Raw genomic sequence first — 22899 nt, forward strand, 5'->3', positions numbered from 1 at the left:
AAGGGCCCTTCGGGAAGCTGCCTTCTTGATGGCCCCGCCCCCCAACCCGGTCAACCTCGCCCGCTACCGGCGGAAGGTCAGCGCCAGCCCCTCCGCCAGCGGCCGCCCGACCACGCCGAGGCGCTCCCGCATCTCCGTCACCGGAAACGCCTTGTCCTCCACCAGCCGCCGCACCTCCTCGGCGCCGATCCGCGGCACGCGCGGCAGCCAGCGCGTCAGCGGCGCCACCGCCTCCAGCAGCGCCACCGGCACATCCACCACCCGCGGCGGCTTCAGCCCCGCGGCCTGCGCGACCGCCAGCAGAAAATCGCGATAGGGCAGGGGCTCCGGCCCCGCCACCACCATCACCTCCGCATGCCGCCACTCGATGTCGATCGCCGCCAGGATGCAGCGGGACAGGTCCTCCTGGTGGATCGGCTGCACCAGCGCGCGCCCGCCGCCGGGCAGCGGCGCCACCGGCAGGCGCTTCAGCAGCGCGGCCAGGCGCTGGACATTATCCTCCCCCGTCGCGCCGTAGATCATGGTGGGGTGCAGCATCACGCCCGCGCGGCCGGAAGCGATGAAGGCTGCCTCGCCCGCGCGCACGCCATCCCCATGCGCGTCCCGCCATTGCGAGAATCGCCGCGTGGAGCCGAGGAAGACGAAGCGTGCCCCCTCCGGCGCCGCTGCCAGCACGGCGGGGGCGAAGCGCGCATGGGCGGTATTCACCACCACCGTCGCCCCCGCCAGCGCCGCGCGCAGCGCCCGCGCATCCTCGAGGTCCGCGAAGACGCCCTCGGCGGAAATCCCCGTCGCGATCCAATGCGCGGCGTTGCGCACCACGGGGATGAAGGGGCGCCCGGCGGCCTTCAGCGCGCGGCACAGCGCCGCCCCGCTGCGGCCGGAGGCACCGATGACGGCGATCAAGGCGCGGCCTGCAGGAACCTCAGATCGGCCCCCTCCGGCGCCTGCGTCACCTGCTCATGCACCAGCCGGTCCCAGCCCCGCTTCGGCGCGGGGGCGGGCTGCCAGGCGGCGCGGCGCGCGGCCAGCGTCGCCTCCTCCACCAGCAGGTCGAGCTTCCGCTCCTTCACCGAAAGCCGGATGCGGTCGCCCGTCTCCACCAGCGCCAGCGGCCCGCCCACCGCGGCTTCCGGGGCGATATGCAGCACGATGGTGCCGAAGGCGGTGCCGGACATGCGGCAATCGCTCATCCGCACCATGTCCTTCACGCCCTGGCGCGCCAGCTTCTTCGGAATCGGTAGGTAGCCCGCTTCCGGCATCCCGGCGGGGGAGCGCGGTCCCGCGCCCTTCAGCACCAGGATGTCCTGCGGCGTCACGTCGAGCGCCGGGTCGTCGATCCGCGCCGAGAGGTCCGCGAGCCCGTCGAACACCAGGCAGCGCGCCTCCGTCTCGAACAGGGAAGGGGTGGCGGCGGAGCGCTTGAGGATGGCGCCATCCGGCGCCAGGGACCCGAACAGCGCCACCAGCCCGCCCACCGGGCTCACGGGCTTGTCGCGTTCCCGGATGATCCGCCGGTCCACGAAATGCGTCCCATCCCCGATGCGATCCGCCAGCGAGACCCCGTCCAGGTCCTTCGCCGTCAGGTCCAGCAGGTCCCGCAGCTCCCACAGCAGCGCCTTCATGCCGCCAGCTGAATGAAAGTCCTCCATGTAGCCATCGCCGGTGGGCTTGAGGTCCACCAGCACCGGCGTCGTCTCGCTCAGCTGGTCGAGCCGCTTCAGGTCGAGGCTCAGCCCCGCCCGCCCCGCGATCGCCGCCAGGTGGACGATGGCATTGGTGGAGCCCCCCAGCGCCAGCAGCACCCGCACCGCATTGTCCAGATTGCCCTGCGTCATCAGCGACAGCGGCGGGACGGGGTTGCGGATCAGCCGCACCGCCTGCGCCCCCGCCTCCTCCGCGATGCGCAGCCGGTCGGCATGCACGGCGGGGGCGGAGGCGGCATCCAGCGGCATGAAGCCCAGCGTCGCCGCCAGGCAGGCCATGGTGCTGGCCGTGCCCATCACGCCGCAGGTGCCGGCCGTGGTGGCCAGCTTGCCCTCCAGCGTGTTGATCTTCTCATCCGTCACCTCGCCCGCGCGGTAGCGGGCCCAGTAGCGGCGGCAATCCGTGCAGGCGGAAAGGCGCTCGCCCTCGAAGGCCTGGGCCAGCATCGGGCCCACCACCAGCATGACGGAAGGCGTGCCCGCGCTGATCGCGGCCATCAGCTGCGCCGGCACCGTCTTGTCGCAGCCCCCCACCAGCACCGCGGCGTCCATGGGCTGGTTGGCCAGCATCGCCTCCGTGTCCAACGCCATCAGGTTCCGGTAGTGCATGGAACAGGGGCTGAGCGAGGGCTCGCAGAGGCTGACGGTCGGGAAGGACAGCGGCAGCCCGCCGGCCGCCAGCACGCCGCGCTTCACCGCCTCGATCAGCTCCGGGATGGTGCGGTGGCAGTTGTTGTAGTCGCTGGCCGTATCCGCGATGCCGACCACCGGCTTGTCCAGCATCGCCTGGGAATAGCCCATGGACTTGGCGAAGGACCGCCGGAGATAGAGGGCGAAGGCCGGATCGCCGTAGTTGGAGGCGTTGCGCCCCAGCCCATGCGCCTTCTTCTCGCTCATTCGCGTCATCCCCCGCGCCGCGCGGCCGCCGCCCTATCCCGGGCGGTGGCAGGCGCAGCAGATCTTGTTGCCGTCGGGGTCGCGCAGATACGCCCCGTAGTAGTCGGCATGATAATGCGGCCGCAGCCCGGGGCTACCCTCGTCCCGCCCGCCCGCCGCCAGGCCCGCGGCATGGAAGGCATCGACCGCCGCCCGGTCCGGGGCCTCGAAGGCCATGGTCACGCCATTGCCCACCGTCGCGGGCCGGCCGTCGATCGGCCGCATCAGCCAGAATTGCGGCGTCCCCTCCGCCGCCCGGGCATAGCCCGCCATGCCATGTTCCATGCTGGTCTCGTGCCGAAGGATGCCGAGCGGCGCCAGCAGCCGGTCGTAGAAGGCGATGGCGCCGGGCAGGTCGTTGGTGCCGAGGGTGACGTGGCTGAGCATGGGGGTGTCCCTTCCTGATGCCGCCCATCCCTGCCACGGCCGCGCTTGACCGGTGTTGCGGAGTATGGCGGTATCCCGGTACCGCCACGCGCAAACCGGCCTGGAGCCTTGACTTTCCGCCCTCCGGCCGCGATAAGCCGCCGCCAGTTCACACCGGACAACCGACACATCCATGCTCACTCGCCAGACAACCTCGATCAAGCCCGCGGAGGTCTCCAAGGGCTGGGTCCTGATCGATGCGGAGGGCCTCGTGCTCGGCCGCCTCGCGGCCCTCATCGCCAACCGCCTGCGCGGCAAGCACAAGGCGCAGTTCACCCCGCATGTCGATTGCGGTGACCACGTCGTCGTCATCAACGCCAAGAAGGTGAAGGTCACCGGCCAGAAGGCCGCGCAGTCCGTCTTCTACTGGCACACCGGCTACGCCGGCGGCATCAAGGGCCGCACCATCGCCGAACGCCTGGCCAGCCCGCACCCCGAGCGGGTGATCGAGAAGGCGGTGGAGCGCATGATCACGCGCGGCCCGCTCGGCCGCCGCCAGATGCGCAACCTGCACGTCTATGCGGGGCCGGAGCATCCGCATGCCGGCAACACCCCGGCGACGCTCGACGTCGCCGCCCTGAACCGCAAGAACACCGTCGCCGCCCCGGCGAAGAAGGTTGCCTGAGATGAGTGATTCTCCCCGCACCGGCGGTTCGCTGGCCGAGCTCAAGGACCTGGTGAATGCGGCCGGCGGCCCCGCCGCGCAGCCCGTCGCCGCCCCGGCGGAGCCGAAGCGCGACGCGCTCGGCCGTTCCTACGCCACCGGCCGCCGCAAGAACGCCATCGCGCGGGTCTGGGTGAAGCCCGGCAAGGGCCAGATCCAGATCAACGGCAAGCCGTCCTCCAAGTACTTCGCGCGCCCCGTGCTGCGCATGCTGATCAGCCAGCCCTTCCTGGTGGCCGACCGGTACCAGCAGTTCGACGTCTTCGCGACGGTGACCGGCGGCGGCCTCTCCGGCCAGGCCGGCGCGCTGCGCCACGGCATCTCCCGCGCGCTCACCTACTACGAGCCGGGCCTGCGCGGCATCCTGAAGAAGGCGGGCTTCCTGACGCGCGACTCGCGCGTGGTCGAGCGCAAGAAGTACGGCAAGGCCAAGGCCCGACGTTCCTTCCAGTTCTCCAAGCGCTGACGCCCCCGGACCGGGCGTCACGCCCGGCCCGCATGGCTGGCTATCAAGGAGGGGCAGGTCCGCAAGGACCTGCCCCTCTTGCTTTTTCCACCCACTTCCATCCCCATCCGCTTGCGGCGAGAGGATCAGCACCATGGCCAAGGGACCCATCCCCAGCGTCTTCATCGATGGCGAGGCCGGCACCACCGGCCTGCAGATCCGTGAGCGCCTGGAACGCTTCCCCGGCATCGCGCTGCGCAGCATCGCCGACGCCGACCGGAAGAACCCGGAGGCCAAGCGCGCCCTGATGGCGGAAGTGGACCTCGTCGTCCTCTGCCTGCCCGATGCCGCGGCGAAGGAAAGCGCCGCCATGGCGGCCGGCCTCGGCGCCCAGGCGCCGAAGCTGATCGATGCCTCCACCGCGCATCGCGTCGATCCCGACTGGGCCTATGGCTTCGCCGAACTGCCCGGCCAGGCCGCCGCCATCGCCAAGGCCAGCCGCGTCTCCAACCCCGGCTGCTACCCCACGGGCGGCATCGCGCTGCTGCGCCCGCTGGTCGATGCCGGCATCCTGCCGAAGGACTACCCCGTCACCGTCAACGCCGTCTCCGGCTATACCGGCGGCGGCAAGGCGATGATCGCGGAGTTCGAGCCCGCCCGCAGCGCGGATCCCTTCTTCCTCTACGGGCTGGGGCTGGAACACAAGCATGTCGCGGAACTGCAGCGCTACAGCGGCCTCACGCGGCGCCCGCTCTTCGTCCCCTCGGTCGGCGACTATGCGCAGGGCATGCTGGTCAGCGTGCCGCTGCACCTCGACCTGCTGAACGGCGCGCCGAAGCCCGGCGACCTGGAGGCCTGCCTGCGCGCCGCCTATGCGGGCTCCGGCTGGGTGCGGGTGGAAGCGGCCGATGGCAAGGCGCGGCTGGCGCCGGAAGCGTTGAACGGCACCAACTGGCTCGAACTCCGCGTCTTCGGGAACGAGGCGCGCGGCCAGGCCGTGCTCGTCGCCCGGCTCGACAACCTCGGCAAGGGGGCGTCCGGCGCCGCGGTGCAGAACATCGGCCTCATGCTCGGCGTCGATGTCGCGCCCGCCCTGCCGCTGGCCCAGGCCGCCGAATAGGAACCGACCATGTCCGAAGCCCAAGTCCCCGGCGCCCTCCTGCCCTTCGAGGAGAAGACGCCCAAGCTCCACCCCACCGCCTGGGTCGCCCCCACGGCGGTGGTCATCGGCGATGTCGAGATCGGGGAGGAAAGCAGCGTCTGGTACCACTGCGTCCTGCGCGGCGACACCAACATCATGCGCATCGGCGCGCGCACCAACATCCAGGACGGCAGCATCCTGCACCTGAATGCGGGGGCGGAGCCGCTGATCATCGGCGATGACGTCACCATCGGCCATGCCTGCATCATCCACGCCTGCACCCTGCACAACCGCGCCTTCGTCGGCATGGGCGCCACGGTGCTGGACCGCGCGGTGATCGAGGAAGGCGGCATGCTCGGCGCCGGCGGCATGCTGCCGCCGGGCAAGCGCATCGGCCCCAACGAGCTGTGGATGGGCAGCCCCGCCAAGCTGGTCCGGGTGATGGATGCGGAGGAACGCGCCCGCTTCGACCGCACCGCGCCGGCCTATGTCGCGCTGGCCAAGCGGCATCGGTCGAGCCTGACAAAGGGCTGACGCGCGCGGGCGCGGCGCTTGCCGCCGCGCCCCGCGGGTCCAAGATCAGCGGCGCCGGATCAACCCAGGAGGGTATGATGCTCCGCCGATCCCTGATCCTTCTCCCGCTCCTCGCCGCCTGCGCGCCGATGCCGGCGCCGGAGGCCGTCTCCCTGCCCGCCGCCGCCGCCACCGCCGGCGCGGGCGATCCGACGCGCGGCGCCATCCTCGCCGCCTCCGCCGCCTTCGCCAGCCCGGCCACCCTCGCCGGCGATCCCGCCGCGGTCGCCACGGCGCTGGCGCAGCTCGAATACCTGGCCGTCGCGCTGGATGGCGGCCCCTGGCGGGACATGGACCCGCTGGTGGTGCCGATGCTGCGCCAGGGGCGCGCGGAAGCCCGCGCCGCCTTCGGCTTCAACCCCGATGCCAGCGCCCAGGCGGCGGTCGATGCCCTCTACGGCGCGGCCGCCGCGCTGCGCGCCCGCAACCCGGCGGGCGCGGAGGCGGCGCTGCTCCCCCTCGCCCCCGATGGCGGCGCGCTGCCCCGCCTGGCCGGGCTGCCGACCCTTCCGCAGGCGATCGCCGGAACCGCGCGCGCCCGTGCCGCGCTGACAGCGCGCAGCCGAGGAGCACGCGATGGCCGGCAGATCTTCTGAAGGCGTCCGGCGTGCCGCCGGGGTGCTGCTGGCCGCCACGCTGATGGCCTGCGCGCCCCCGGGGGCGCCGCCGCCGGTCCCGCCGGGCAGCCAGGCCCCCGTGCCGCTGCCGCCCATGACGGGGGCGGGCGATCCGATGCGCGCCACCGTCACCAGCGCCGCCTATGCCTTCGGGGCGCCGGGGCGGCTCGATGGCCGCCCCGCGGAAGCCGCGCGCGCCGTGGCGCGGCTGGAATGGCTGGCCACCGAATTGCCCGGCGATCCCGCCTGGAACGAAGCCGCCCCGATCACCGCCGGGCTGCTGCGGCGCGGCCGGGATTCCGTGCGCGACAGCATCGGCATCCCGCGCAGCCTGCCGGCCGATGCGGTCGCCCGGTCCATGATCGAGGCCGCGGAGGGGCTGGACCGCGGCGACCGCCAGGCCGGCGCCGCGGCGCTCGCCCCCGTCGCGGCCGGGCAGGGCGCGGCGCTGCTCGCGCGGCTCGACCACCTGCCGCCCTCGCGGGAGGCCGGCTCCGCCACCGCCATCGCCTATGGCGAGCTGATCCGGATCGGCCGCGACACCGGGCTGAACGAGTAGCGCCCTTCCGCGACGCCGCCGCCATCGGCTACACCGGGGTGATCGGGAAGGGGAACAGCCCATTGCGCCGCGGCCGGGATGCGCTCTTGTTGCTGGCAACCGGATTGGCCCTGGCGGGCTGCGCGGAAATGCGCACCCCGGCCCCCGTGGCCCGCATCCCCGCCGTGCTGGCGGCCGGCAGCGCCGACCCGGTGCTGGACCTGGTCAACCAGGCCGCCACGGATTTCGAGGATGCCGGCCGGTCCCTGGCCAATGACCCCGCCCGCATGGCCCGCGCCGCCGCGGGGGTGGAGGTGATCGCCGCCGAATTCGCCCGCGATGCCCGCTGGGCGCCGCTGGCGCCGAGCGTGGGGTTCGAGATGCGGGCGGCGCGGACGGAGCTGCGCGCGGCGCTCGGCATCCGTGCCGGTGCCGCGCCGGATGCGGTGGCGCGCTCGCTCTCCGCCGCCCATGTTGCGCTGTCGCGGGGGGACCGCGCCGCCGCCAGCCGCGCCCTGCCCGCCGCGATCTACGAACCGGGCGGGGAGGGGACGCTGGCCTTCCTGGCCCGCCCCGGCCCGCTGCCGCAATCCCGCATCGCGACGGCGCTGGCGCGGGACGAGGCGAGCCGCCTGGCGCGCAGCAATGTCTGGGGCCTGTCCGGCGCGCTGGATCCCGATAGCGGCTGGCTCGATCCCCTGCCGGGCCGGGGCATGTCGATCGGCCCGCGCTGATCTACCGCCGCCACTCCGCCCGCAGCCGCGCCACCACCTCGCCCATCACGGTCGCGACCAGCGCGGCATTGGCGGGGTCCCGCAGCAGGGTGCCGTCCGGCCGATGGCCGGCCAGCAGCGTCGGCAGCACATCCTCCCGGATCCCGTCGAGGTAGGCCTCCGGGTCGTGCTGTTCGCGCATCGCGGTCCGCAGCGCTGCCTCCAGCACCTGGACCAAGGCCGCTCGCAGCTCGTCGCTCATGGAATCAGACCCACTCGGCGCCCCCGGGGCCAGCCGTCTTTCGCTGCCGCACGGGGGACGTTCCGCGATCCTGTTGACCGCCCCACCCATGACAATAGCGTAAAGAAAACACCAAGTAATGGCAGGAGAGCCAAAAAATTACTCGCCGTCAGGTGGATGAGAGACGATCTGATCGCGCGGAAGTAGAAATCATCCAAGTGATTCTGTGATCAACTCTACCGGAGCGCGAGTATCGCCCAGGCCTCCCACCTGCCCTTCACGGGCCTGGAATCGAAGCCGGCGGCGCAGCCCGGGCCGCGCCGCCCCACCCCGTCCGGGCCCGGCGGGCCCGGGCCGCCCTCAATCCTTCGCCATCACCGTGACATAGGTGCCCGGCGCCTCCGCCAGCGCCGGCAGCGCGCCATCGCCCGGCACGCGCGCCGGCACCATCGTGCGGTCCTGCGCCGTCACCCAGCGCTGCCAGTCCGGCCACCAGGACCCCGCCAGCTCGGTCGCGCCCTTGAACCACTCATCCGGGTCCGCCGGCAGGCTCTCATTCACCCAATGGCTGTATTTTCCCGAATCCGGCGGGTTCACGACGCCCGCGATGTGGCCGGAGGCCGCCAGCACGAAGCGCACCTTGCCGCCATAGATCTGCGTGCCGCGATAGGTGGATTTCCACGGCGCGATGTGGTCCTCCCGCGTCGAGATCATGTAGGTCGGCACCTTGATCTTCCGCAGGTCCAGCGCGACGCCATCCAGCTCGATCCCCCCCGGCTTCACCAGGTCGTTCTGCTGGTACATGCGCCGCAGGTAGAAGCTGTGCATGCGCGCCGGCATGCGCGTGCTGTCGTCGTTCCAGTAGAGCAGGTCGAAGGGGAACGGCTCCTGCCCCATCAGGTAGTTGTTCACGACGAAGGACCAGATCAGGTCGTTGGCGCGCAGCATGTTGAAGGTGGTCGCCATCTCGCGCCCCTCCAGGAACCCCTTCTTCTGCATCTTCTCCTCGAGGCCCTGGAGCTGTTCCTCGTCGATGAAGACGCCGAGTTCGCCCGCCTCCTCGAAATCCGTCATGGTGACGAAGTAGGTCGCGGACTTGATGCGCGTGTCCTTCTTCGCGGCCATATGCGCCAGCGTGCAGGCCAGCAGCGTGCCGCCCAGGCAATAGCCGATGGCGTTGACGGATTTCTCCCCCGTCGCCTGCTCGATCGCATCGAGCGCGGCGTAGGGCCCCTCCCGCATATAGTCCTCGAAGCCCTTCTCGCTGAGGTGCTCGTCCGGATTGACCCAGGACGCCACGAAGACCGTGTGCCCCTGCTCCGTCGCCCAACGAATGAAACTGTTCTTGGGGCGGAGGTCGAGGATGTAGAACTTGTTGATCCAGGGCGGCAGGATCAGCAGCGGCCGCTTCAGCACCGTCTCCGTCGTCGGCGCGTACTGGATCAGCTCCATCAGGTCGTTGCGGTAGATGACCTTGCCGGGCGTGACCGCGATATTCTCGCCGACCTTGAACTTGGTGTCGTCGGTCATGCGGATGCGGAGGTTGCCCTTGCCGCGCTCCAGGTCGGACAGCAGGTTGGACAGGCCCTTCAGCAGGTTCTCCCCGCCCGTCTCCGCCGTGCGGCGCAGCACTTCCGGGTTCGTCATCAGGAAGTTGGACGGGCTCATCGCATCGACGAATTGCCGCGTGTAGAAATCCACCTTCTGCGCGGTCTTGTGGTCCAGCCCCTCCGCCCCCTGCACCACATTGGTGAAGAAGCGGGCGCTGAGCAGGTAGGATTGCCGGATGAAGTCGAAGACCTCGTTCTCCCGCCAGGCCTCGTCCTTGAAGCGGCGGTCGCCCTTCGGCTCCTCGATCACCGGCGCCACCGGGTCGCCCATCATCCGCCGCGCGGTGTTCTGCCAGAGCGTCAGGTAGTCCTGCCAGAATCCGATCTGCGCCTGCATCAGCCGCGCCGGGTTGGTCATCAGCCGCGTCGTCATGTCGAGGAAGGCGGAGCCGATATGCGCGGGGTCGGGGCCGGTCGCGCTGCCCTCCGCCTGGCGCTTCAGGAAATCCGTGACGATCCGCTGCCCGCGCTCCGCCACATCCGCCATGGTGCGGGACACCAGCGCGGGGTCGGGCAGCCGGAAGGCACCCTTGTCCAGGCCCCCGCGATCCGCACCGTCCTGGGATCCCCCCTGGGCTCCCCCACGGGTCCCCCCTTGGGCCCCATTTCCCTGCGCCATGCGCCCCCTCTTTGCCGGGATGGTCCCGGCGCCTCGTGTTGGTCCGATTATGCGCTGCCCTCGGCCTGACCGCCATCCGCACCGCGGGGCACCCGGGCGAGGCACCCCCGCGTGACGCTTTCGCCGCCCGGTGGTTCGCGGTAACCCTGCCTTCCGCGCCCTCGGGTCGCGAAGGATGGGAAGCCATGCACCCGCGCGTCGATCGCCGCCCTGCCGATACCCCGCAGCCCCAGGCCCCGCAGTCCCAGGCCCCGCAGCCCCAGGCCGTGCTGCGCCCGGCCGCGCTGCTGCTGCCGCTGCTGGCCGCCGCCTGCGGGGAACTGCCGCGCGATGTCCAGCCCAGCTACTGGTGGCGCAACATCAGCGGCGCCTACCTCGATGAACGCCAGCCGCCGCCGGGCATGAACGCGCCCTATCCGAACCTGGCCACCGTGCCCCCGCGCCCGGTGCCGCCGGATGCCGCGACGCGCGCCGCCCTGACCGCCGCCCTGGCCGGCGACCGCGAATTCGCCCGCACGGAGCCGGAGGCGCGCCCGCCCGGCGAGCGTGCCGCCCCCGCCGCCCTGCCCGAGGGCGCCGCGCCCCCGCCGCCGCCCCGCCTGGCCGCCGCCCCCGCCATCCGCTTCGAACCCGCCAGCCCCCCGGCCGCCCCCGCCGCCGCCCGGCCCGCGCCCGCGGACCCCGCGCGCCCCGTGCCGCCCGCCGCCCTGCCGGGCCCGCCCGCCCTGCCGCTGCCCGAACTGCTCGGCCTGCCGCCGGCGCCGACGCAGGACCTGCTGGCGCCGCGCGCGCCCTGAGCCGGCAGGCGGGGATCGCGGCGGGCAACGCCCGCGGCACGGCGCCGGCCCGCCCGGCGTCCCCGCACGGTCTGCAACCTCGCACGCCGTGACGGCCTGCTGTATATCGCCCCTTCCTTCACCCCATCACCTTCATCTGGGCGGACGACGAGCATGACCGAGGAGTTCCACCGCATCCGGCGCCTGCCGCCCTACGTCTTCGCCGAGGTGAACGCGGCCAAGGCCAAGGCCCGCGCCCATGCGGAGGACATCGTGGACCTCGGCATGGGCAACCCCGATACGCCGACGCCGCCGCACATCGTGGCCAAGCTGGTGGAGGCGGTGCAGGACCCCCGCACCCATCGCTATTCCATGTCGAAGGGCATCCCGGGCCTGCGCAAGGCTCTCGCCGGCTACTATGCCCGTCGCTTCGGCGTGAAGCTGGACCCGGAGACCGAGGTCGTGGCCACGCTCGGCTCCAAGGAGGGCCTGGCGAACCTGGCCCAGGCCATCAGCAGCCCGGGCGACACCATCCTGGTGCCCAACCCTTCCTACCCCATCCACCAGTTCGGCTTCATCATCGCCGGCGCCTCCGCGCGGTCGATCCCCTATACGCCGGACGACGCCATGCTGGCGGCGATCGACCGCGCGGTGCGGCATTCCGTGCCGAAGCCGACCGCCGTCATCGTCAACTTCCCCTCCAACCCCACCGCCCTCCTCGCCAGCCGCGAATTCTACAAGGACCTGGTGGCGCTGGCGCGGAAGCATGAGCTCTTCATCCTCTCCGACCTCGCCTATGCCGAGCTCTATTTCGACGAGGCGAACCCGCCCCCCTCGGTGCTGGAGATCCCGGGCGCGAAGGAGGTGACGGTCGAGTTCACCTCCATGTCCAAGACCTACAACATGCCGGGCTGGCGCATGGGCTTCGCCGCCGGCAACCAGCGCCTGATCTCGGCGCTGACGCGGGTGAAGTCGTATCTCGACTACGGCGCCTTCACGCCCATCCAGGTCGCCGCCGTCGCCGCGCTGAACGGCCCGCAGGATTGCGTGGCGGAGATGCGGGAGCTCTACCGCGAACGCCGCGACGTGCTGGTCAAGGGCCTGCATGCCGCGGGCTGGAACGTGCCGAGCCCCGATGGCTCCATGTTCCTCTGGGCGCCCATCCCGGACCGCTTCCGCCACCTCGGCTCCGTCGGCTTCTCCAAGCTGCTGCTGGAGAAGGCGAAGGTCGCCGTCGCGCCGGGCCTCGGCTTCGGTGAGCATGGCGACGACCATGTCCGCATCGCGCTGGTGGAGAACAACCACCGCATCCGCCAGGCGCTGCGCGGCATCAAGACCTTCCTCGCCGCCGACAATGCCGGCCCCGTCGATGCCATGGATGTCGACGCCGCCTGACCCTTCCTCCCCCGAACCCTCTTCCCCCGGCGGGGGGGTTGGACGCATGCCGTCCAACGGCAGGGTGAGGGGGGCTTCGCAGACTCCGGCGACCACCGCGCTACCGCCGGCCGCCTTCCTGGAATGCATGACATGACCAAGCCCCTTTCCGTCGGCGTCGCCGGCCTCGGCACCGTCGGTGCCGGCGTGCTCACCCTGCTGCGCGACAATGCCGCGACGGTCGCCGCCCGCGCCGGCCGCCCCATCGCCGTCACCGCCGTCTCCGCCCGCGACCGCACGCGGGACCGTGGCGTCTCCATCGCCGGGCTGCGCTGGTACGACGATGCCGCCGCGCTGGCGAACGATCCCGGCGTGGATGTGGTGGTGGAGACGATCGGCGGCACCGAAGGCCCGGCCGCGGACCTGGTCCGCGCCGCGCTCGCCGCCGGCAAGCCCGTGGTCACCGCCAACAAGGCGCTGCTCGCCATCCATGGCGCCGAACTCGCCGCGACGGCGGAAGCCAAGGGCGTCGCGCTCTGCTTCGAGGCCGCCGTCGCCGGCGGCATCCCCGCCATCAAGGCGGTGCGGGAGGGTCTGGCCGCCAATGACCTGACCCGCGTGATGGGCATCCTCAACGGCACCTGCAACTACATCCTGACTCAGATGCGCGAACGGGGCATCGAATTCGCGCAGGCGCTGAGTGAGGCGCAGAAGCTCGGCTACGCGGAAGCCGATCCCAGCTTCGACGTGGACGGCATCGATGCCGCCCACAAGCTGGCGATCCTGGCGGCGCTGGCCTTCGGCCGCCCGGTCGATTTCGGGGCCGTGCATGTGGAGGGCATCCGCAGCGTCAGCGCGCTCGACATCAAGCTCGCCGAGGAGCTGGGCTACCGCATCAAGCTGCTCGGCATCGCGCGGCGGACGGAAGCGGGGATCGAGACGCGCATGCATCCCTGCATGGTGCCGGTCAGCCACCCCATCGCCCGCGTCGATGGCGTCTTCAACGCGGTGGTGGCGGAAGGCGATTTCGTCGGCCGGGTGGTGCTGGAAGGCCGCGGCGCCGGCGCGGGCCCGACGGCCTCCGCCGTGGTGGCGGACCTCATCGACATCGCCCGCGGCCGCGCGACGCCGGTCTGGGGCGTCGCCGCCTCGGCGCTGTCCCACGCGCCCTCCCTCCCCATGTCGCAGCGCGTCGGCGCCTACTACCTGCGCCTCATGGTGGTGGACCGCCCCGGCGTCATCGCCGATGTCACCGCCGCGCTCCGCGACAACGCCATCTCCCTCGAATCCATGCTCCAGCGCGGCCGCGCGCCCGGGGAGGCGGTGCCGGTCGTCGTCACGACCCATGATTGCGAGGAAGCGCAGATGCGCGCCGCCATCGCGCGGATCGAGGCGCTGGAAGCGGTGGTGGAGAAGCCCGCCCTGATCCGCATCGAGGCGCTGTGAGGGCCCCGGCCGCCCTCCTCGCCCTGCTGCTCGCGCTGCCCCTGGCGGCGCGGGCGGAAGACCCCGGCGCCTCCGGCGCTCGGGACAGTCGCTTCGCCGGCGACTGGTCCGGCACCTATGTCTGCACCCAGGGCTCCACGGGGATGAACCTGCGGCTGCGGCCGCAAGGCGATGGGCGGCTGGCCGGCGTCTTCCACTTCTTCCCGCTGGCCAGCAACCCGCAGGCGGCGGAGGGCTGCTACGAGGTGGCCGCGACCCCGGATGGCGATACCGCCACCATCCAGGCCGGCCGCTGGCTGCTGCATCCCCCCCACTACGTCACCGTCGACCTGGATGCGGAACTGGATGAGGACGGCACGCTGTTCGGCCAGGTCATCGGCCCGGGCTGCACGCTCTTCGCCGCGCGCCGCGCCGCGCCCCGCAGCCTGCCCGCCGCCTGCGGCGCCGTCGTCTCCCACCGGTGAGGCGACTTCCCCCTTCACGCCCGCCCCGGTTCGGGGCAACAAGCCTGCAGCGAATTGACGGGTCACGCGCCGCCCCCGGCCGCGTTACCCTGCTCGCCCGATCCGGAGGAACTGCCCGTGGCTGAACTCGACCGCCAGGTCCATGTGGACCGCAACCTCGCCCTGGAACTCGTCCGGGTGACGGAGGCCGCGGGCCTCGCCGCCTCCCGCTGGATGGGCCGCGGCGACAAGAACGCGGCCGATGGCGCGGCGGTGGAAGCCATGCGCAAGGCCTTCGACACCGTCGCCATCTCCGGCACCGTCGTGATCGGGGAAGGCGAGATGGATGAGGCGCCGATGCTCTACATCGGTGAGAAGGTCGGCCTCTACGCCAAGGCCGGCGGCGGGCCGGAGGTCGACATCGCCGTCGATCCGCTGGAAGGCACGACCATCACCGCCAAGGGTGGCCCCAACGCCATGGCCTGCGTGGCGCTCGCCCAGCGCGGCGGCTTCCTGCACGCGCCGGACGTGTACATGGAAAAGCTCGCGGTCGGCCCCGGCCTGCCCGATGGCGTCGTGCATATCGAGGCCTCGGTCGAGGAGAACCTGAAGAACCTGGCCCGCGCCAAGAAGTGCGAGATCACGGACCTCGTCGTCTGCCTGCTGGACCGCGACCGGCACAAGGAAATCGTGAAGCGCGCCCGCGCCGCCGGCGCCCGCATCATGATGATCCCGGATGGCGATGTCTCCGGCGTCGTCGCCGTGTCCCAGCCCGATACGGGCGTGGACATCTACATGGGCAGCGGCGGCGCGCCGGAAGGCGTGCTGGCGGCGGCCGCGCTGCGCTGCATCGGCGGCCAGATGCAGGGCAAGCTGCTGTTCGAGAACGAGGACCAGATCATCCGCGCGCGGGAGATGGGCGTCACCGACCCCAACCGCGTCTATGGGCTGGAAGACATGGCCAAGGGCGACGTGATGTTCGCCGCCACCGGCGTCACCACCGGCCCCATGCTGCGCGGCGTGCGCACCGTGCCGGGCGGCGCCATCACCCATTCCATCGTGATGCGCAGCAAGTCCGGCACCGTCCGCTACGTGGAAGGGCACCACAACTTCGCCCTGAAGCCCGCCGCGTTCCAGGGCTGAGACCATGGATGGGCTGGTGACGGATCAGGCGGCGCTCGCCTTGGGCGTCGCGCATTCCGCCACCGGCCGCCGCTGGATCTGGCGGCAGGGGGATGCGCGCATCGGCGCCGCCATCGCCCAGCGCCTGGCGCTGCCCGAACTGGTCGGCCGCCTGCTGGCCGCCCGCGGCGTGGGCATCGATGCCGCGGCGGATTTCCTCGAACCCACGCTGCGCGCGCTGCTGCCGGATCCCTCCTGCCTGCGGGACATGGATGTGGCCGCGGCGCGGCTGGCGGATGCGGTGCAGCGCGGCGAGCATGTCGCCGTCTTCGGCGACTATGACGTGGACGGCGCCTGTTCCGGCGCGCTGGCCACGCGGCTGCTGCGCGACCTCGGCTGCGCCGTCACGCATTACGTCCCGGACCGCATCCGGGAAGGCTATGGCCCCAACGCCGCCGCCATCTCCACCCTCTGCGACCGCGGCGCCACGCTGATCGTCACGGTGGATTGCGGCATCGCGGCGGAAGCCGCGCTGGCCGTCGCCCACAACCGCGCCGACATCGTCATCCTGGACCACCACAAGGCGGAAGGCCCGGTGCCCCGCGTGCGCGCCGCGGTGAATCCGAACCGGCCGGATTGCGGCAGCGGCCTCGGCCATCTCTGCGCCGCCGGCGTCGCCTTCCTGGCCGGCGTCGCGACGCTGCGCGAACTCCGCCGCCGCGGCCATTTCGCCAACCGGCCGGAGCCCCGGCTGCTGGACCTGCTGGACCTGGTGGCGCTGGCCACGGTCTGCGACGTCATGCCGCTCACGGGCCTGAACCGCGCGCTGGTGACGCAGGGCCTGAAGGTCATGGCGCGGCGCGGCCGCGCCGGCATCGCCGCGCTGCTCGACGTGGCGCTGGCCAAGGATGCGCCCAGCGCCCATACGCTGGGCTACCTGCTGGGCCCGCGCATCAACGCCTCCGGCCGCATCGACGAAGCCGATCTCGGCCTCCGCCTGCTGGTGGAGGATGACCCGGTCGAGGCCCGCGCCATGGCCGAGAAGCTGGATGCCGTGAACCGGCGGCGGCAGGAGGTGGAGGCTGATGTGCTGACCGCCGCCATGGCCGAAGCCGCCCGCCAGGTGGACCACGGCCACCCCGTTCTGCTGGTGGTGGGGGAGGGCTGGCACCCCGGCGTGGTCGGCATCGTCGCTGGCCGGATGAAGGAGAAGTTCAACCGCCCCGCCTGCGTCGCCGGCCTGTCGGACGGGCTGGCCAAGGGCTCGGGCCGGTCGCTGCCCGGCGTCGATCTCGGCGCCGCCATCATCGCCGCGCGCCAGATGGGCCTGCTGCAGACCGGCGGCGGCCACGCCATGGCGGCCGGCTTCTCCTTCCTCGCGGCGCGGGAGGGCGAGTTTCATGCGTTTCTCGACGAACGCCTCGCGCACGCCGCCGATCTGCCCGGCGCCGCCGACCTGCCGGTCGAGGGCTCACTGACCGTGCAGGGCGCCACCATGGAGGTCGCGACCCAGGTCGCGCGCCTCGCCCCCTTCGGCGCCGGGAATGACGAGCCGATCTTCGTCCTCAACCGCGCCCGGGTGGTGCGCGCCGACCGCGTCGGCAAGGAAGGTGCGACCATCCGCGCCTTCCTGGAAGGGGAGGGCGGGGGCCCGCGCCTCAAGGCCGTGTGCTTCCGCGCGAAGGAGGGTCCGCTCGCCGCCGCCCTGCTTGGCGGCGGCACGATGCATCTCGCGGGTCATCTCCGCGCGGAGAGCTGGAACGACAACGTCACGCTGGGCTTCCACGTCGTGGATGCCGCGCCCGTCTGAGGCCCTGGGCCTGGCCCCTACTCCGGCTGCACGCCCAGTTCGCGCAGGATGCGGCCGTAATTCTCGTATTCGCCCCGCACCCATTCCGTCAGCGCCTGGCGCGGCACGAAGCGCACGGGGGACCGGCTGTTCGCCAGCACCCGCAGCACCGTCGCATCCTGCAGCGCATCCCGGCAGGCGCTCTCCAGCCGGTCCAGCACCGGCGCCGGCGTGCCGCGCGGCGCATAGATGCCGACCTGGGAGAAGAGCTGCGCATCGATCCCCTGTTCCCGCGCCGTCGGCACATCCGGGAAATCCGGGTGGCGGTTGGCGGAGAACACCGCCAGCAGCCGCATCCGCCCCGCCATCACCAGCTCCGCCGCCGAACTCACGATGGCGGCGGAGAAGTCGAGCCGCCCGGCCAGCGTGTCGTTGATGTGCGGCGGCTCGCCGCGATAGGGGATGTGGTTCAGCTCGATCCCCGTCGCGCGCTGCACCTGCCAGACGGCCAGCTGCGGCAGCGAATTCGGCCCCGGGCTGCCGAAGGACAGCGCCCGCCGCCGCGCCTCCGCCACCAGCCCCGGCAGGTCCCGCATCGGGCTGTCCGCGCGCACCGCGATCGTGATGACGTTCTCGTTCGTGCCGCAGACGCCCTCGAAGCTCGCGGGCCCGATGCCGGCATTGCGCAGCAAATGCGGCTGCACCGCGATGGCGGTCACGGGCGTATGCCCCAGCGTGTAGCCATCCGCCGCCGCGCCGGCGACGACGCGCATGCCGACCACGCCCGAGGCCCCGTCGCGCGTCTGCAGCACCAGCGGCTGGCCCGTGGCGCGCTGGAAATGCTCGCCGATCGCGCGCATCAGCGCATCCGCCGCGCCGGGCGCATAGGGCATGATCATCGTCACCGGGCGTTCCGGGAATTCCGCCCGCGCCGCGGGGGCAAGGCCGAACAGCGCGGCGGCCGCCGCCAGAAGGATCCTGCGCATGGTCCTCACTCCTCGAAGATCGCGACGGCGCGGGTCCAGCCCGCCGATCCGCGATGCACCTTCACGGGGAAGCAGGCGATCATGAAGCCGGTGGGGGGCAGCTTCTCCAGCCCGTTCAGCTTCTCCATGTGGCAGTAGCCGATCTCCCGCCCCGCCCGGTGGCCTTCCCAGATCAGGCTGGCATCGCCGGTTTCCTGCACGCGGCGCCTGGTGTGGCTGAAGGGCGCGTCCCAGGACCAGCCATCGGTGCCCGTCACCCGCACGCCGCGTTCCAGCAGCCACAGCGTCGCCGCCTTGCCCATGCCGCAGCCGCTGTCGATGTAGTCGTCCTCGCCATAGCGTTCGCCCGCCCGCGTGTTCACCACCACGATCTCGAGCGGCTTCACCTCATGGCCAATGCGCTTCAACTCGGCTTCGACGTCCGATGGCTGCACGATGTAGCCATCCTCGAAATGGCGGAAATCCAGCTTCACCCCGGGCTGGAAGCACCAGTCGAGCGGCACCTCGTCGATGCGCATGCTGGGCTCGCCGCCCGGCACCGTGCGTTCGTTCATGCGGGAGAAGAAGTGGTAGGGCGCGTCGAGATGGGTGCCGTTATGGGTGCTGATCTCGACGCGCTCGACCGCCGCGTATTGCCCCTCCGGCAGCGCCTCCAGCGGCACGCCCATGTATTCGGCCATGCGCGGGCCGCTCATGTGGTGGTCGATGTAGTCGATCTTCGGCAGCATCTGCGGCGGGTCGCTCGCGATGCCGGCCTTCAGCGCGGACGAGATGTCCACGATACGTCGTGCCATTCTTGTGTTTCCTCCGTCGTCAGGCCGGTCCGTGTCAGGCGGTGGGGAAGGGCCTCGCGGGCTCGATCCTCGCACGGCATTCGCCGAAGCCAATGGGGACGAAGCCGTCCCGGCTGGCGCGGCCGGTGAACCAGACCTCGTCGCCATCCTCCAGGAAGCTCCGCCGTTCCCCGTTGGGCAGGGTCAGGCCGCCATCCTCCATCACCACCTCCGCCAGGCAGGCGCGGCCCTCGGGCTCGGGGCCGGAGACGGTGCCGCTGCCCAGCACGTCGCCCGGCCGCAGGTCGCAGCCATTGCAGGTGTGGTGCGCCACCATCTGCGCGAAGGTCCAGTGCAGGTGCCGCAGGTTGGTCGCCACGATCCGCGCCGGCGCCACCCCCTCCGCCCGCATGCGCGGCGTCGTCATCCAGCATTCCAGCGCGACATCCATGCCCCCCGCCGCCTGGTCGCCCGCCGCCATCAGGTAGGGCAGGGGCTCCGGGTCGCCCGCCAGCCGCGCAAAGGCCGGCACCGCGAAGGGGGCCAGCGCTTCCGCCGTCACGATCCAGGGGGAGACGGTGGTGGACAGGCTCTTGGACAGGAAGGGGCCGAGGGGCATCATCTCGAAGCGCTGCACGTCCCGCGCCGACCAGTCATTCAGCAGGCAATAGCCGAACAGCGATTCGCCGGCGCGCGCGATCGGGATCGGCTCCCCCATCCGGTTCGCGCTGCCGATCACCGCGCCGAACTCCAACTCGAAATCCAGCGCCAGGATCGGCCCGAAGCGCGGCGTGCCATCGGGCCCCAGGCTCTGCCCATGCGGCCGGGCCAGCGCCTCGCCGCCCACGCGCACCGTGGTGGCGCGGGAATGGTAGGCGATGGGCAGGTGCAGGAAGGCGGGCGGCAGCGGGTTGCCGGGATCGCGCCTGGCGCCCATCCGCGCGGTGTGGAAGCGGGACGCCATGAAATCCGTGAAGTTGCCGACCACCATCGGCAGGTGCAGCGCCACCTCCTCCATCGGCACCAGGCAGGCCGCCGCCCTGGCCTGGTCCGCGCTGCCCTCCGCCAGGATGGCGGAGACGCGCCGCCGCAGCGCCCGCGACGCGCCCCGCCCCAGCGCCAGCAGCGGATTGAGCGTGGGCCCCGAGGCCGCGCCCGCGGCCGCCGCCGCCTCGCCCTCGAACAGCCCGGCCGCCAGCGCCGCCGCCAGGTCCAGCACCTGGTCGCCGATCGCGATGCCGCCGCGCGGCGTCCCGCCCCCCCGGCTGAAGACGCCGAGCGGCAGGTTCTGGATCGGGAAATCGGTGCCCGCCGCCTGGGCGGAGGCCACCCAACTGCGCCGGGCGGGGTCATGGGTCTCGTCCAGCGGGGACGGTGCCTGGGCCGCATCGAGCATGGAAATGATCGCTTCCTCCGTGTTATGTCGATCATGCGAGGAATCACCGATCATGCAAGCGGAAATATATTTTCAGGACAAAATCGATGCTTGAGGCCGACCAGGCCGCCACGGCGGCGGAGGCCGTGGCCCATCGCCTGCGCCAGGACATCGTGGCGGGAGACCTGGCGCCCGCCGCCCGGCTGCGCCTGAAGGATCTGGTGGAGCGCTACGGCATCGGCACCACGCCCCTGCGGGAAGCCCTGTCCCGCCTGGTGGCGGAGGGCTTCGTGAACGGGGAGGGGCAGAAGGGCTTCTCCGTCCCCCCCGTCACCCGCGCCCATCTCCTCGACATCACCAGCACCCGGCAGATGCTGGAGCCCGAGGCGCTGCGCCTGGCCATGCAGGCCGGCGATGCGGCGTGGGAGGATGGGATCGTCGCCAGCCTGTCGGTGCTGAAGCGGGAGATCGAGCGCCGCGACCCCGCCAACCCCGCCTGGCAGGACAGCTACGAGGCGAAGCACCACCGCTTCCACCGCGCCCTGATCGCCGCCTGCCCGCTGCGGTCCCTGGCCGGCTTCTGCGATGAACTCTACGTGCAGATGACGCGCTATCGCCGCGTGATGAAGACGGTGCTGGTGGACTGGAACAGCGCGGTGCCGGTGCATGAGGAGCTGGCCCGCCTCGCCTTGGCGCGGGACGAGGCCGCGGCCCCGGCGGCGCTGCGCCACCACATCGGCACCACCGCCGACCATGTCCTGCCCGTGCTGTTCGGGGAGGCGTGATGCCCCCCCGCCGCCGCCGTGACGCTCCGCAACAATCCCGCCCTTGAACCCCGGCGCCGGCCGGGCAACATCCCGGGCATGGACCAGCATCGCACCCCGCCCGTCCTCGACATGACGCCGGATGGCCAGTTCCGGGACGAGCCCGGGCTGAACCCCGGCATGAACCCGGGCATGAACCCGGGCATGAACCCGGGCGCGCCCCCCAATGCCCGCCCGGCGACGACGCTCGACCGCATCCTCGGCAAGGTCACGGGCGTGGCGCTGCTGGTGGCGCTGGCGGCGGGCGGCCTGCTGCTGGCGTCGCTCGCCATCCTCTTCGTGGGCCTGGTCCTGCCCGTGCTGATCGTCGCCGGCGCGATCGGCGCCGGCACCCTCTGGTGGCGCATCCGCCGCCTGCGGCGCCAGGGCGTGCCCGTGCGCTTCGTGGTGGTCCGCCGCTGAGCGGACCGCCCTTCCGGGTCGATCAGGACCGCCTCTACGACGTCACCCCCCGCGGCACCGCCTTCACGGAAGGCGACCCCGCGGAGGCCGCCGCGCGGCTCGCGCGGCTGCGCTGGCTCTTCGCCCTCGGCCTCGGCGCCAATGGCCTGACCTGGACGCTGGCGGGCCTGGCCTTCGTGCTGGGTGGCCGCGCCTGGGGCGCCGGCTTCGGCCTGCTGGCGCTGGCCACCGTGCCGCTGCTGGCCCTGCCCGGAATCGCGGAAGCCCTGGCCCGCCGCCGCGCGCGCAGGCGCCACCGGGTGCGGCCGGAGAGGTTCGGGCGGGGCTGATCCCGCGTCAGCCCGGGATGCGGGCGATGACCTTGATCTCGAAGTCGAAGCCCGCCAGCCAGGTGACGCCGACCGCCGTCCAGTTGGGATAGGGCGGCTCGGGGAACATCGCCGCCTTCACGGCCATGATGGTGGCGAATTGCCGCTCCGGATCGGTGTGGAAGCTGGTGACGTCCACGATGTCGTCGAAGCCGCAGCCGGCCGCTTCCAGCGTCGCGGCCAGGTTGGCGAAGGCGCGGCGGACCTGCGCCTCGAAATCCGGCTCCGGCGATCCATCCTCCCGGCTGCCGACCTGGCCCGAGACGAAGAGCAGGTCGCCCGACCGGATCGCGGCGGAATAGGCATTGGCGCGGTAGAGGTCCTGCCGCCCCGCCGGGAACACCGCGTCTCGCTTCGCCATGGGAAGGGGTCCTGCACCGTTGCGCGAGGGGCAGAAGCCGCCCGCGCGCGGCGGGTTCCCGCGCCCTATGGCGGCGGCGCGGCGCTCTCGCCCTCGAAGGGGTTGGCCCAGGCCAGGATCACGGCATCCCCGAAGTTGAAATGGTCGTCGATCTCGCGCTCCACGAAGCGGCCGGTGCGCTTCCCGTTCACGCCGGGGAAGGGCCAGTAGGGCTCCATGCACCAGACCTTGCTGCCCTCGCTCGGCCAGATGACGTTCATATGGGCGAAGCCGGTCATGTGCTTGAAGGCGATGCAGACGGGCGTCGGGCCGATCGGCAGCCGGTTCAGCGTGGCGTTGGGCGTCTTGAAGACCATGGTGCCCATCTTCAGGCGCTGGTCGTTCCGCCAGGCATTGACCATGTATTCCGGGATCATCGCCCCATCGCTGTCGAGGCTGCGGCGATAGACCTCCATGATCTTCGCCTGTGTCCAGGAAGGCCGCCCGCCCTGCACCGCCTTCAGCCACCAGGCGAGGCAGGCGGCCCAGCAGGAATTCTCATGCGCCTGGCCGATGCTGGGAATCTTGCGATAGGACATGTTGCCGCTCCACGCCGCCGCGCCCAGGCTGGCGCGGCCGCCGCGCGGGGGTC

General features: G+C 72.0%; 26 protein-coding genes. 16 read left to right on the forward strand and 10 right to left on the reverse strand.

What is annotated here, in order from left to right; genetic code table 11:
• Nucleotides 1-63: 63 nt before the first annotated feature.
• The 3 genes from JJI54_RS11950 to JJI54_RS11960 are packed head-to-tail and all read right to left on the reverse strand — an operon-like array spanning nt 64 to nt 3029.
• Entirely contained in the window at nt 64-906 is an 843-nt protein-coding gene (locus JJI54_RS11950) for an SDR family oxidoreductase (protein ID WP_203073211.1), read from the reverse strand.
• Nucleotides 903-2603 (reverse strand): dihydroxy-acid dehydratase, encoded by a 1701-nt coding sequence (locus tag JJI54_RS11955; RefSeq protein ID WP_203073212.1) that lies wholly within the window; start codon nt 2601-2603, stop codon nt 903-905. The genes JJI54_RS11950 and JJI54_RS11955 overlap by 4 nt, the downstream gene beginning before the upstream one ends.
• A 33-nt stretch (nt 2604-2636) precedes the next feature.
• Nucleotides 2637-3029: a VOC family protein gene (locus tag JJI54_RS11960; protein ID WP_203073213.1), complete on the reverse strand. Its 393-nt coding sequence runs from the start codon at nt 3027-3029 to the stop codon at nt 2637-2639.
• A gap of 172 nt (nt 3030-3201) precedes the next feature.
• On the opposite strand from JJI54_RS11960, the gene rplM reads away from it, so the two are divergent.
• The 7 genes from rplM to JJI54_RS11995 all read left to right on the forward strand — a co-directional run bounded on the left by rplM (nt 3202) and on the right by JJI54_RS11995 (nt 7780).
• Complete coding sequence (rplM, locus tag JJI54_RS11965) at nt 3202-3693, forward strand: 50S ribosomal protein L13 (RefSeq protein WP_203073214.1); 492 nt, start codon at nt 3202-3204, stop codon at nt 3691-3693.
• A 1-nt stretch (nt 3694) separates the two neighbouring features.
• Nucleotides 3695-4198: a 30S ribosomal protein S9 gene (rpsI, locus tag JJI54_RS11970; protein ID WP_203073215.1), complete on the forward strand. Its 504-nt coding sequence runs from the start codon at nt 3695-3697 to the stop codon at nt 4196-4198.
• Between the two features lie 133 nt (nt 4199-4331).
• Complete coding sequence (gene argC / locus JJI54_RS11975) at nt 4332-5297, forward strand: N-acetyl-gamma-glutamyl-phosphate reductase (protein WP_203073216.1); 966 nt, start codon at nt 4332-4334, stop codon at nt 5295-5297.
• 9 nt (nt 5298-5306) lie between these two features.
• Nucleotides 5307-5852: a gamma carbonic anhydrase family protein gene (locus JJI54_RS11980; RefSeq protein ID WP_203073217.1), complete on the forward strand. Its 546-nt coding sequence runs from the start codon at nt 5307-5309 to the stop codon at nt 5850-5852.
• A 77-nt stretch (nt 5853-5929) separates the two neighbouring features.
• A complete protein-coding gene (locus JJI54_RS11985) occupies nt 5930-6487 on the forward strand; it encodes a hypothetical protein (protein WP_203073218.1) in 558 nt (185 codons plus the stop codon).
• Nucleotides 6468-7067 (forward strand): hypothetical protein, encoded by a 600-nt coding sequence (locus JJI54_RS11990; RefSeq protein ID WP_203073219.1) that lies wholly within the window; start codon nt 6468-6470, stop codon nt 7065-7067. Before JJI54_RS11985 ends, JJI54_RS11990 begins: the two co-directional genes overlap by 20 nt.
• A 128-nt stretch (nt 7068-7195) precedes the next feature.
• Nucleotides 7196-7780 carry a hypothetical protein gene (locus tag JJI54_RS11995; protein ID WP_203073220.1) on the forward strand — a complete coding sequence of 195 codons (585 nt, stop codon included), beginning with the start codon at nt 7196-7198 and terminating at the stop codon, nt 7778-7780.
• A 1-nt stretch (nt 7781) separates the two neighbouring features.
• Here JJI54_RS11995 and JJI54_RS12000 read toward each other — a convergent pair whose 3' ends face one another.
• Complete coding sequence (locus JJI54_RS12000; protein WP_203073221.1) at nt 7782-8021, reverse strand: hypothetical protein; 240 nt, start codon at nt 8019-8021, stop codon at nt 7782-7784.
• A gap of 339 nt (nt 8022-8360) precedes the next feature.
• The gene (locus JJI54_RS12005) at nt 8361-10097 is read right to left on the reverse strand and encodes a PHA/PHB synthase family protein (protein WP_226381724.1); all 1737 of its coding nucleotides are present in this window, start codon (nt 10095-10097) and stop codon (nt 8361-8363) included.
• A gap of 317 nt (nt 10098-10414) precedes the next feature.
• Between JJI54_RS12005 and JJI54_RS12010 the strand changes: the two genes are divergently transcribed.
• From JJI54_RS12010 to recJ, 6 genes are all read left to right on the forward strand, one after another.
• Nucleotides 10415-11026, forward strand: a complete 612-nt coding sequence (locus JJI54_RS12010) for a hypothetical protein (protein WP_203073223.1) — start codon at nt 10415-10417, stop codon at nt 11024-11026.
• A 153-nt stretch (nt 11027-11179) separates the two neighbouring features.
• Nucleotides 11180-12400, forward strand: a complete 1221-nt coding sequence (locus JJI54_RS12015) for an LL-diaminopimelate aminotransferase (RefSeq protein WP_203073224.1) — start codon at nt 11180-11182, stop codon at nt 12398-12400.
• A gap of 132 nt (nt 12401-12532) precedes the next feature.
• Nucleotides 12533-13825, forward strand: a complete 1293-nt coding sequence (locus JJI54_RS12020; protein ID WP_203073225.1) for a homoserine dehydrogenase — start codon at nt 12533-12535, stop codon at nt 13823-13825.
• Complete coding sequence (locus tag JJI54_RS12025) at nt 13822-14289, forward strand: hypothetical protein (RefSeq protein WP_203073226.1); 468 nt, start codon at nt 13822-13824, stop codon at nt 14287-14289. Before JJI54_RS12020 ends, JJI54_RS12025 begins: the two co-directional genes overlap by 4 nt.
• A gap of 117 nt (nt 14290-14406) precedes the next feature.
• The gene (gene glpX / locus JJI54_RS12030) at nt 14407-15411 is read left to right on the forward strand and encodes a class II fructose-bisphosphatase (protein ID WP_203073227.1); all 1005 of its coding nucleotides are present in this window, start codon (nt 14407-14409) and stop codon (nt 15409-15411) included.
• 4 nt (nt 15412-15415) lie between these two features.
• Nucleotides 15416-17200: a single-stranded-DNA-specific exonuclease RecJ gene (gene recJ / locus JJI54_RS12035; protein ID WP_203073228.1), complete on the forward strand. Its 1785-nt coding sequence runs from the start codon at nt 15416-15418 to the stop codon at nt 17198-17200.
• Between the two features lie 17 nt (nt 17201-17217).
• On the opposite strand, the gene JJI54_RS12040 is transcribed toward recJ, so the two are convergent.
• Genes JJI54_RS12040 through fahA form a run of 3 tightly spaced genes read right to left on the reverse strand, consistent with a single transcriptional unit; the run spans nt 17218 to nt 20334 of the window.
• The gene (locus JJI54_RS12040; RefSeq protein WP_203073229.1) at nt 17218-18165 is read right to left on the reverse strand and encodes a tripartite tricarboxylate transporter substrate binding protein; all 948 of its coding nucleotides are present in this window, start codon (nt 18163-18165) and stop codon (nt 17218-17220) included.
• Between the two features lie 5 nt (nt 18166-18170).
• A complete protein-coding gene (locus JJI54_RS12045; protein ID WP_203073230.1) occupies nt 18171-18959 on the reverse strand; it encodes a cyclase family protein in 789 nt (262 codons plus the stop codon).
• Nucleotides 18960-18993: 34 nt separating this feature from the next.
• Nucleotides 18994-20334 (reverse strand): fumarylacetoacetase, encoded by a 1341-nt coding sequence (gene fahA, locus JJI54_RS12050; protein ID WP_203073231.1) that lies wholly within the window; start codon nt 20332-20334, stop codon nt 18994-18996.
• A gap of 86 nt (nt 20335-20420) precedes the next feature.
• Between fahA and JJI54_RS12055 the strand changes: the two genes are divergently transcribed.
• From JJI54_RS12055 to JJI54_RS12065, 3 genes are all read left to right on the forward strand, one after another.
• Entirely contained in the window at nt 20421-21098 is a 678-nt protein-coding gene (locus JJI54_RS12055) for a GntR family transcriptional regulator (protein WP_203073232.1), read from the forward strand.
• A gap of 78 nt (nt 21099-21176) precedes the next feature.
• Nucleotides 21177-21539 carry a hypothetical protein gene (locus tag JJI54_RS12060; protein WP_203073233.1) on the forward strand — a complete coding sequence of 121 codons (363 nt, stop codon included), beginning with the start codon at nt 21177-21179 and terminating at the stop codon, nt 21537-21539.
• Nucleotides 21476-21868, forward strand: coding sequence for a hypothetical protein (locus tag JJI54_RS12065; protein WP_203073234.1), 393 nt, complete (start codon nt 21476-21478; stop codon nt 21866-21868). The genes JJI54_RS12060 and JJI54_RS12065 overlap by 64 nt, the downstream gene beginning before the upstream one ends.
• Before the next feature lie 7 nt (nt 21869-21875).
• On the opposite strand, the gene JJI54_RS12070 is transcribed toward JJI54_RS12065, so the two are convergent.
• Both JJI54_RS12070 and JJI54_RS12075 read right to left on the reverse strand, forming a co-directional pair.
• Complete coding sequence (locus JJI54_RS12070) at nt 21876-22268, reverse strand: RidA family protein (protein WP_203073235.1); 393 nt, start codon at nt 22266-22268, stop codon at nt 21876-21878.
• A gap of 65 nt (nt 22269-22333) precedes the next feature.
• A complete protein-coding gene (locus JJI54_RS12075) occupies nt 22334-22846 on the reverse strand; it encodes a hypothetical protein (RefSeq protein ID WP_203073236.1) in 513 nt (170 codons plus the stop codon).
• Nucleotides 22847-22899 lie beyond the last annotated feature (53 nt).

Source organism: Falsiroseomonas ponticola, from assembly GCF_016805305.1.
Taxonomy (GTDB): Bacteria; Pseudomonadota; Alphaproteobacteria; order Acetobacterales; family Acetobacteraceae; genus Falsiroseomonas; species Falsiroseomonas ponticola.

Excerpts from the sequence above, each read along its gene's own strand:
- JJI54_RS11955 (WP_203073212.1), bottom strand. The coding sequence starts at position 2,603 with ATGAGCGAGAAGAAGGCGCATGGGCTGGGGCGCAACGCCTCCAACTAC.
- JJI54_RS11960 (WP_203073213.1), bottom strand. The coding sequence starts at position 3,029 with ATGCTCAGCCACGTCACCCTCGGCACCAACGACCTGCCCGGCGCCATC.
- rplM (WP_203073214.1), top strand. The coding sequence starts at position 3,202 with ATGCTCACTCGCCAGACAACCTCGATCAAGCCCGCGGAGGTCTCCAAG.
- rpsI (WP_203073215.1), top strand. The coding sequence starts at position 3,695 with ATGAGTGATTCTCCCCGCACCGGCGGTTCGCTGGCCGAGCTCAAGGAC.
- argC (WP_203073216.1), top strand. The coding sequence starts at position 4,332 with ATGGCCAAGGGACCCATCCCCAGCGTCTTCATCGATGGCGAGGCCGGC.
- JJI54_RS11980 (WP_203073217.1), top strand. The coding sequence starts at position 5,307 with ATGTCCGAAGCCCAAGTCCCCGGCGCCCTCCTGCCCTTCGAGGAGAAG.
- JJI54_RS11985 (WP_203073218.1), top strand. The coding sequence starts at position 5,930 with ATGCTCCGCCGATCCCTGATCCTTCTCCCGCTCCTCGCCGCCTGCGCG.
- JJI54_RS11990 (WP_203073219.1), top strand. The coding sequence starts at position 6,468 with ATGGCCGGCAGATCTTCTGAAGGCGTCCGGCGTGCCGCCGGGGTGCTG.
- JJI54_RS11995 (WP_203073220.1), top strand. The coding sequence starts at position 7,196 with ATGCGCACCCCGGCCCCCGTGGCCCGCATCCCCGCCGTGCTGGCGGCC.
- JJI54_RS12000 (WP_203073221.1), bottom strand. The coding sequence starts at position 8,021 with ATGAGCGACGAGCTGCGAGCGGCCTTGGTCCAGGTGCTGGAGGCAGCG.
- JJI54_RS12005 (WP_226381724.1), bottom strand. The coding sequence starts at position 10,097 with ATGGCGGATGTGGCGGAGCGCGGGCAGCGGATCGTCACGGATTTCCTG.
- JJI54_RS12010 (WP_203073223.1), top strand. The coding sequence starts at position 10,415 with ATGCACCCGCGCGTCGATCGCCGCCCTGCCGATACCCCGCAGCCCCAG.
- JJI54_RS12015 (WP_203073224.1), top strand. The coding sequence starts at position 11,180 with ATGACCGAGGAGTTCCACCGCATCCGGCGCCTGCCGCCCTACGTCTTC.
- JJI54_RS12020 (WP_203073225.1), top strand. The coding sequence starts at position 12,533 with ATGACCAAGCCCCTTTCCGTCGGCGTCGCCGGCCTCGGCACCGTCGGT.
- recJ (WP_203073228.1), top strand. The coding sequence starts at position 15,416 with ATGGATGGGCTGGTGACGGATCAGGCGGCGCTCGCCTTGGGCGTCGCG.
- JJI54_RS12040 (WP_203073229.1), bottom strand. The coding sequence starts at position 18,165 with ATGCGCAGGATCCTTCTGGCGGCGGCCGCCGCGCTGTTCGGCCTTGCC.
- JJI54_RS12045 (WP_203073230.1), bottom strand. The coding sequence starts at position 18,959 with ATGGCACGACGTATCGTGGACATCTCGTCCGCGCTGAAGGCCGGCATC.
- fahA (WP_203073231.1), bottom strand. The coding sequence starts at position 20,334 with ATGCTCGATGCGGCCCAGGCACCGTCCCCGCTGGACGAGACCCATGAC.
- JJI54_RS12055 (WP_203073232.1), top strand. The coding sequence starts at position 20,421 with ATGCTTGAGGCCGACCAGGCCGCCACGGCGGCGGAGGCCGTGGCCCAT.
- JJI54_RS12060 (WP_203073233.1), top strand. The coding sequence starts at position 21,177 with ATGGACCAGCATCGCACCCCGCCCGTCCTCGACATGACGCCGGATGGC.
- JJI54_RS12070 (WP_203073235.1), bottom strand. The coding sequence starts at position 22,268 with ATGGCGAAGCGAGACGCGGTGTTCCCGGCGGGGCGGCAGGACCTCTAC.
- JJI54_RS12075 (WP_203073236.1), bottom strand. The coding sequence starts at position 22,846 with ATGTCCTATCGCAAGATTCCCAGCATCGGCCAGGCGCATGAGAATTCC.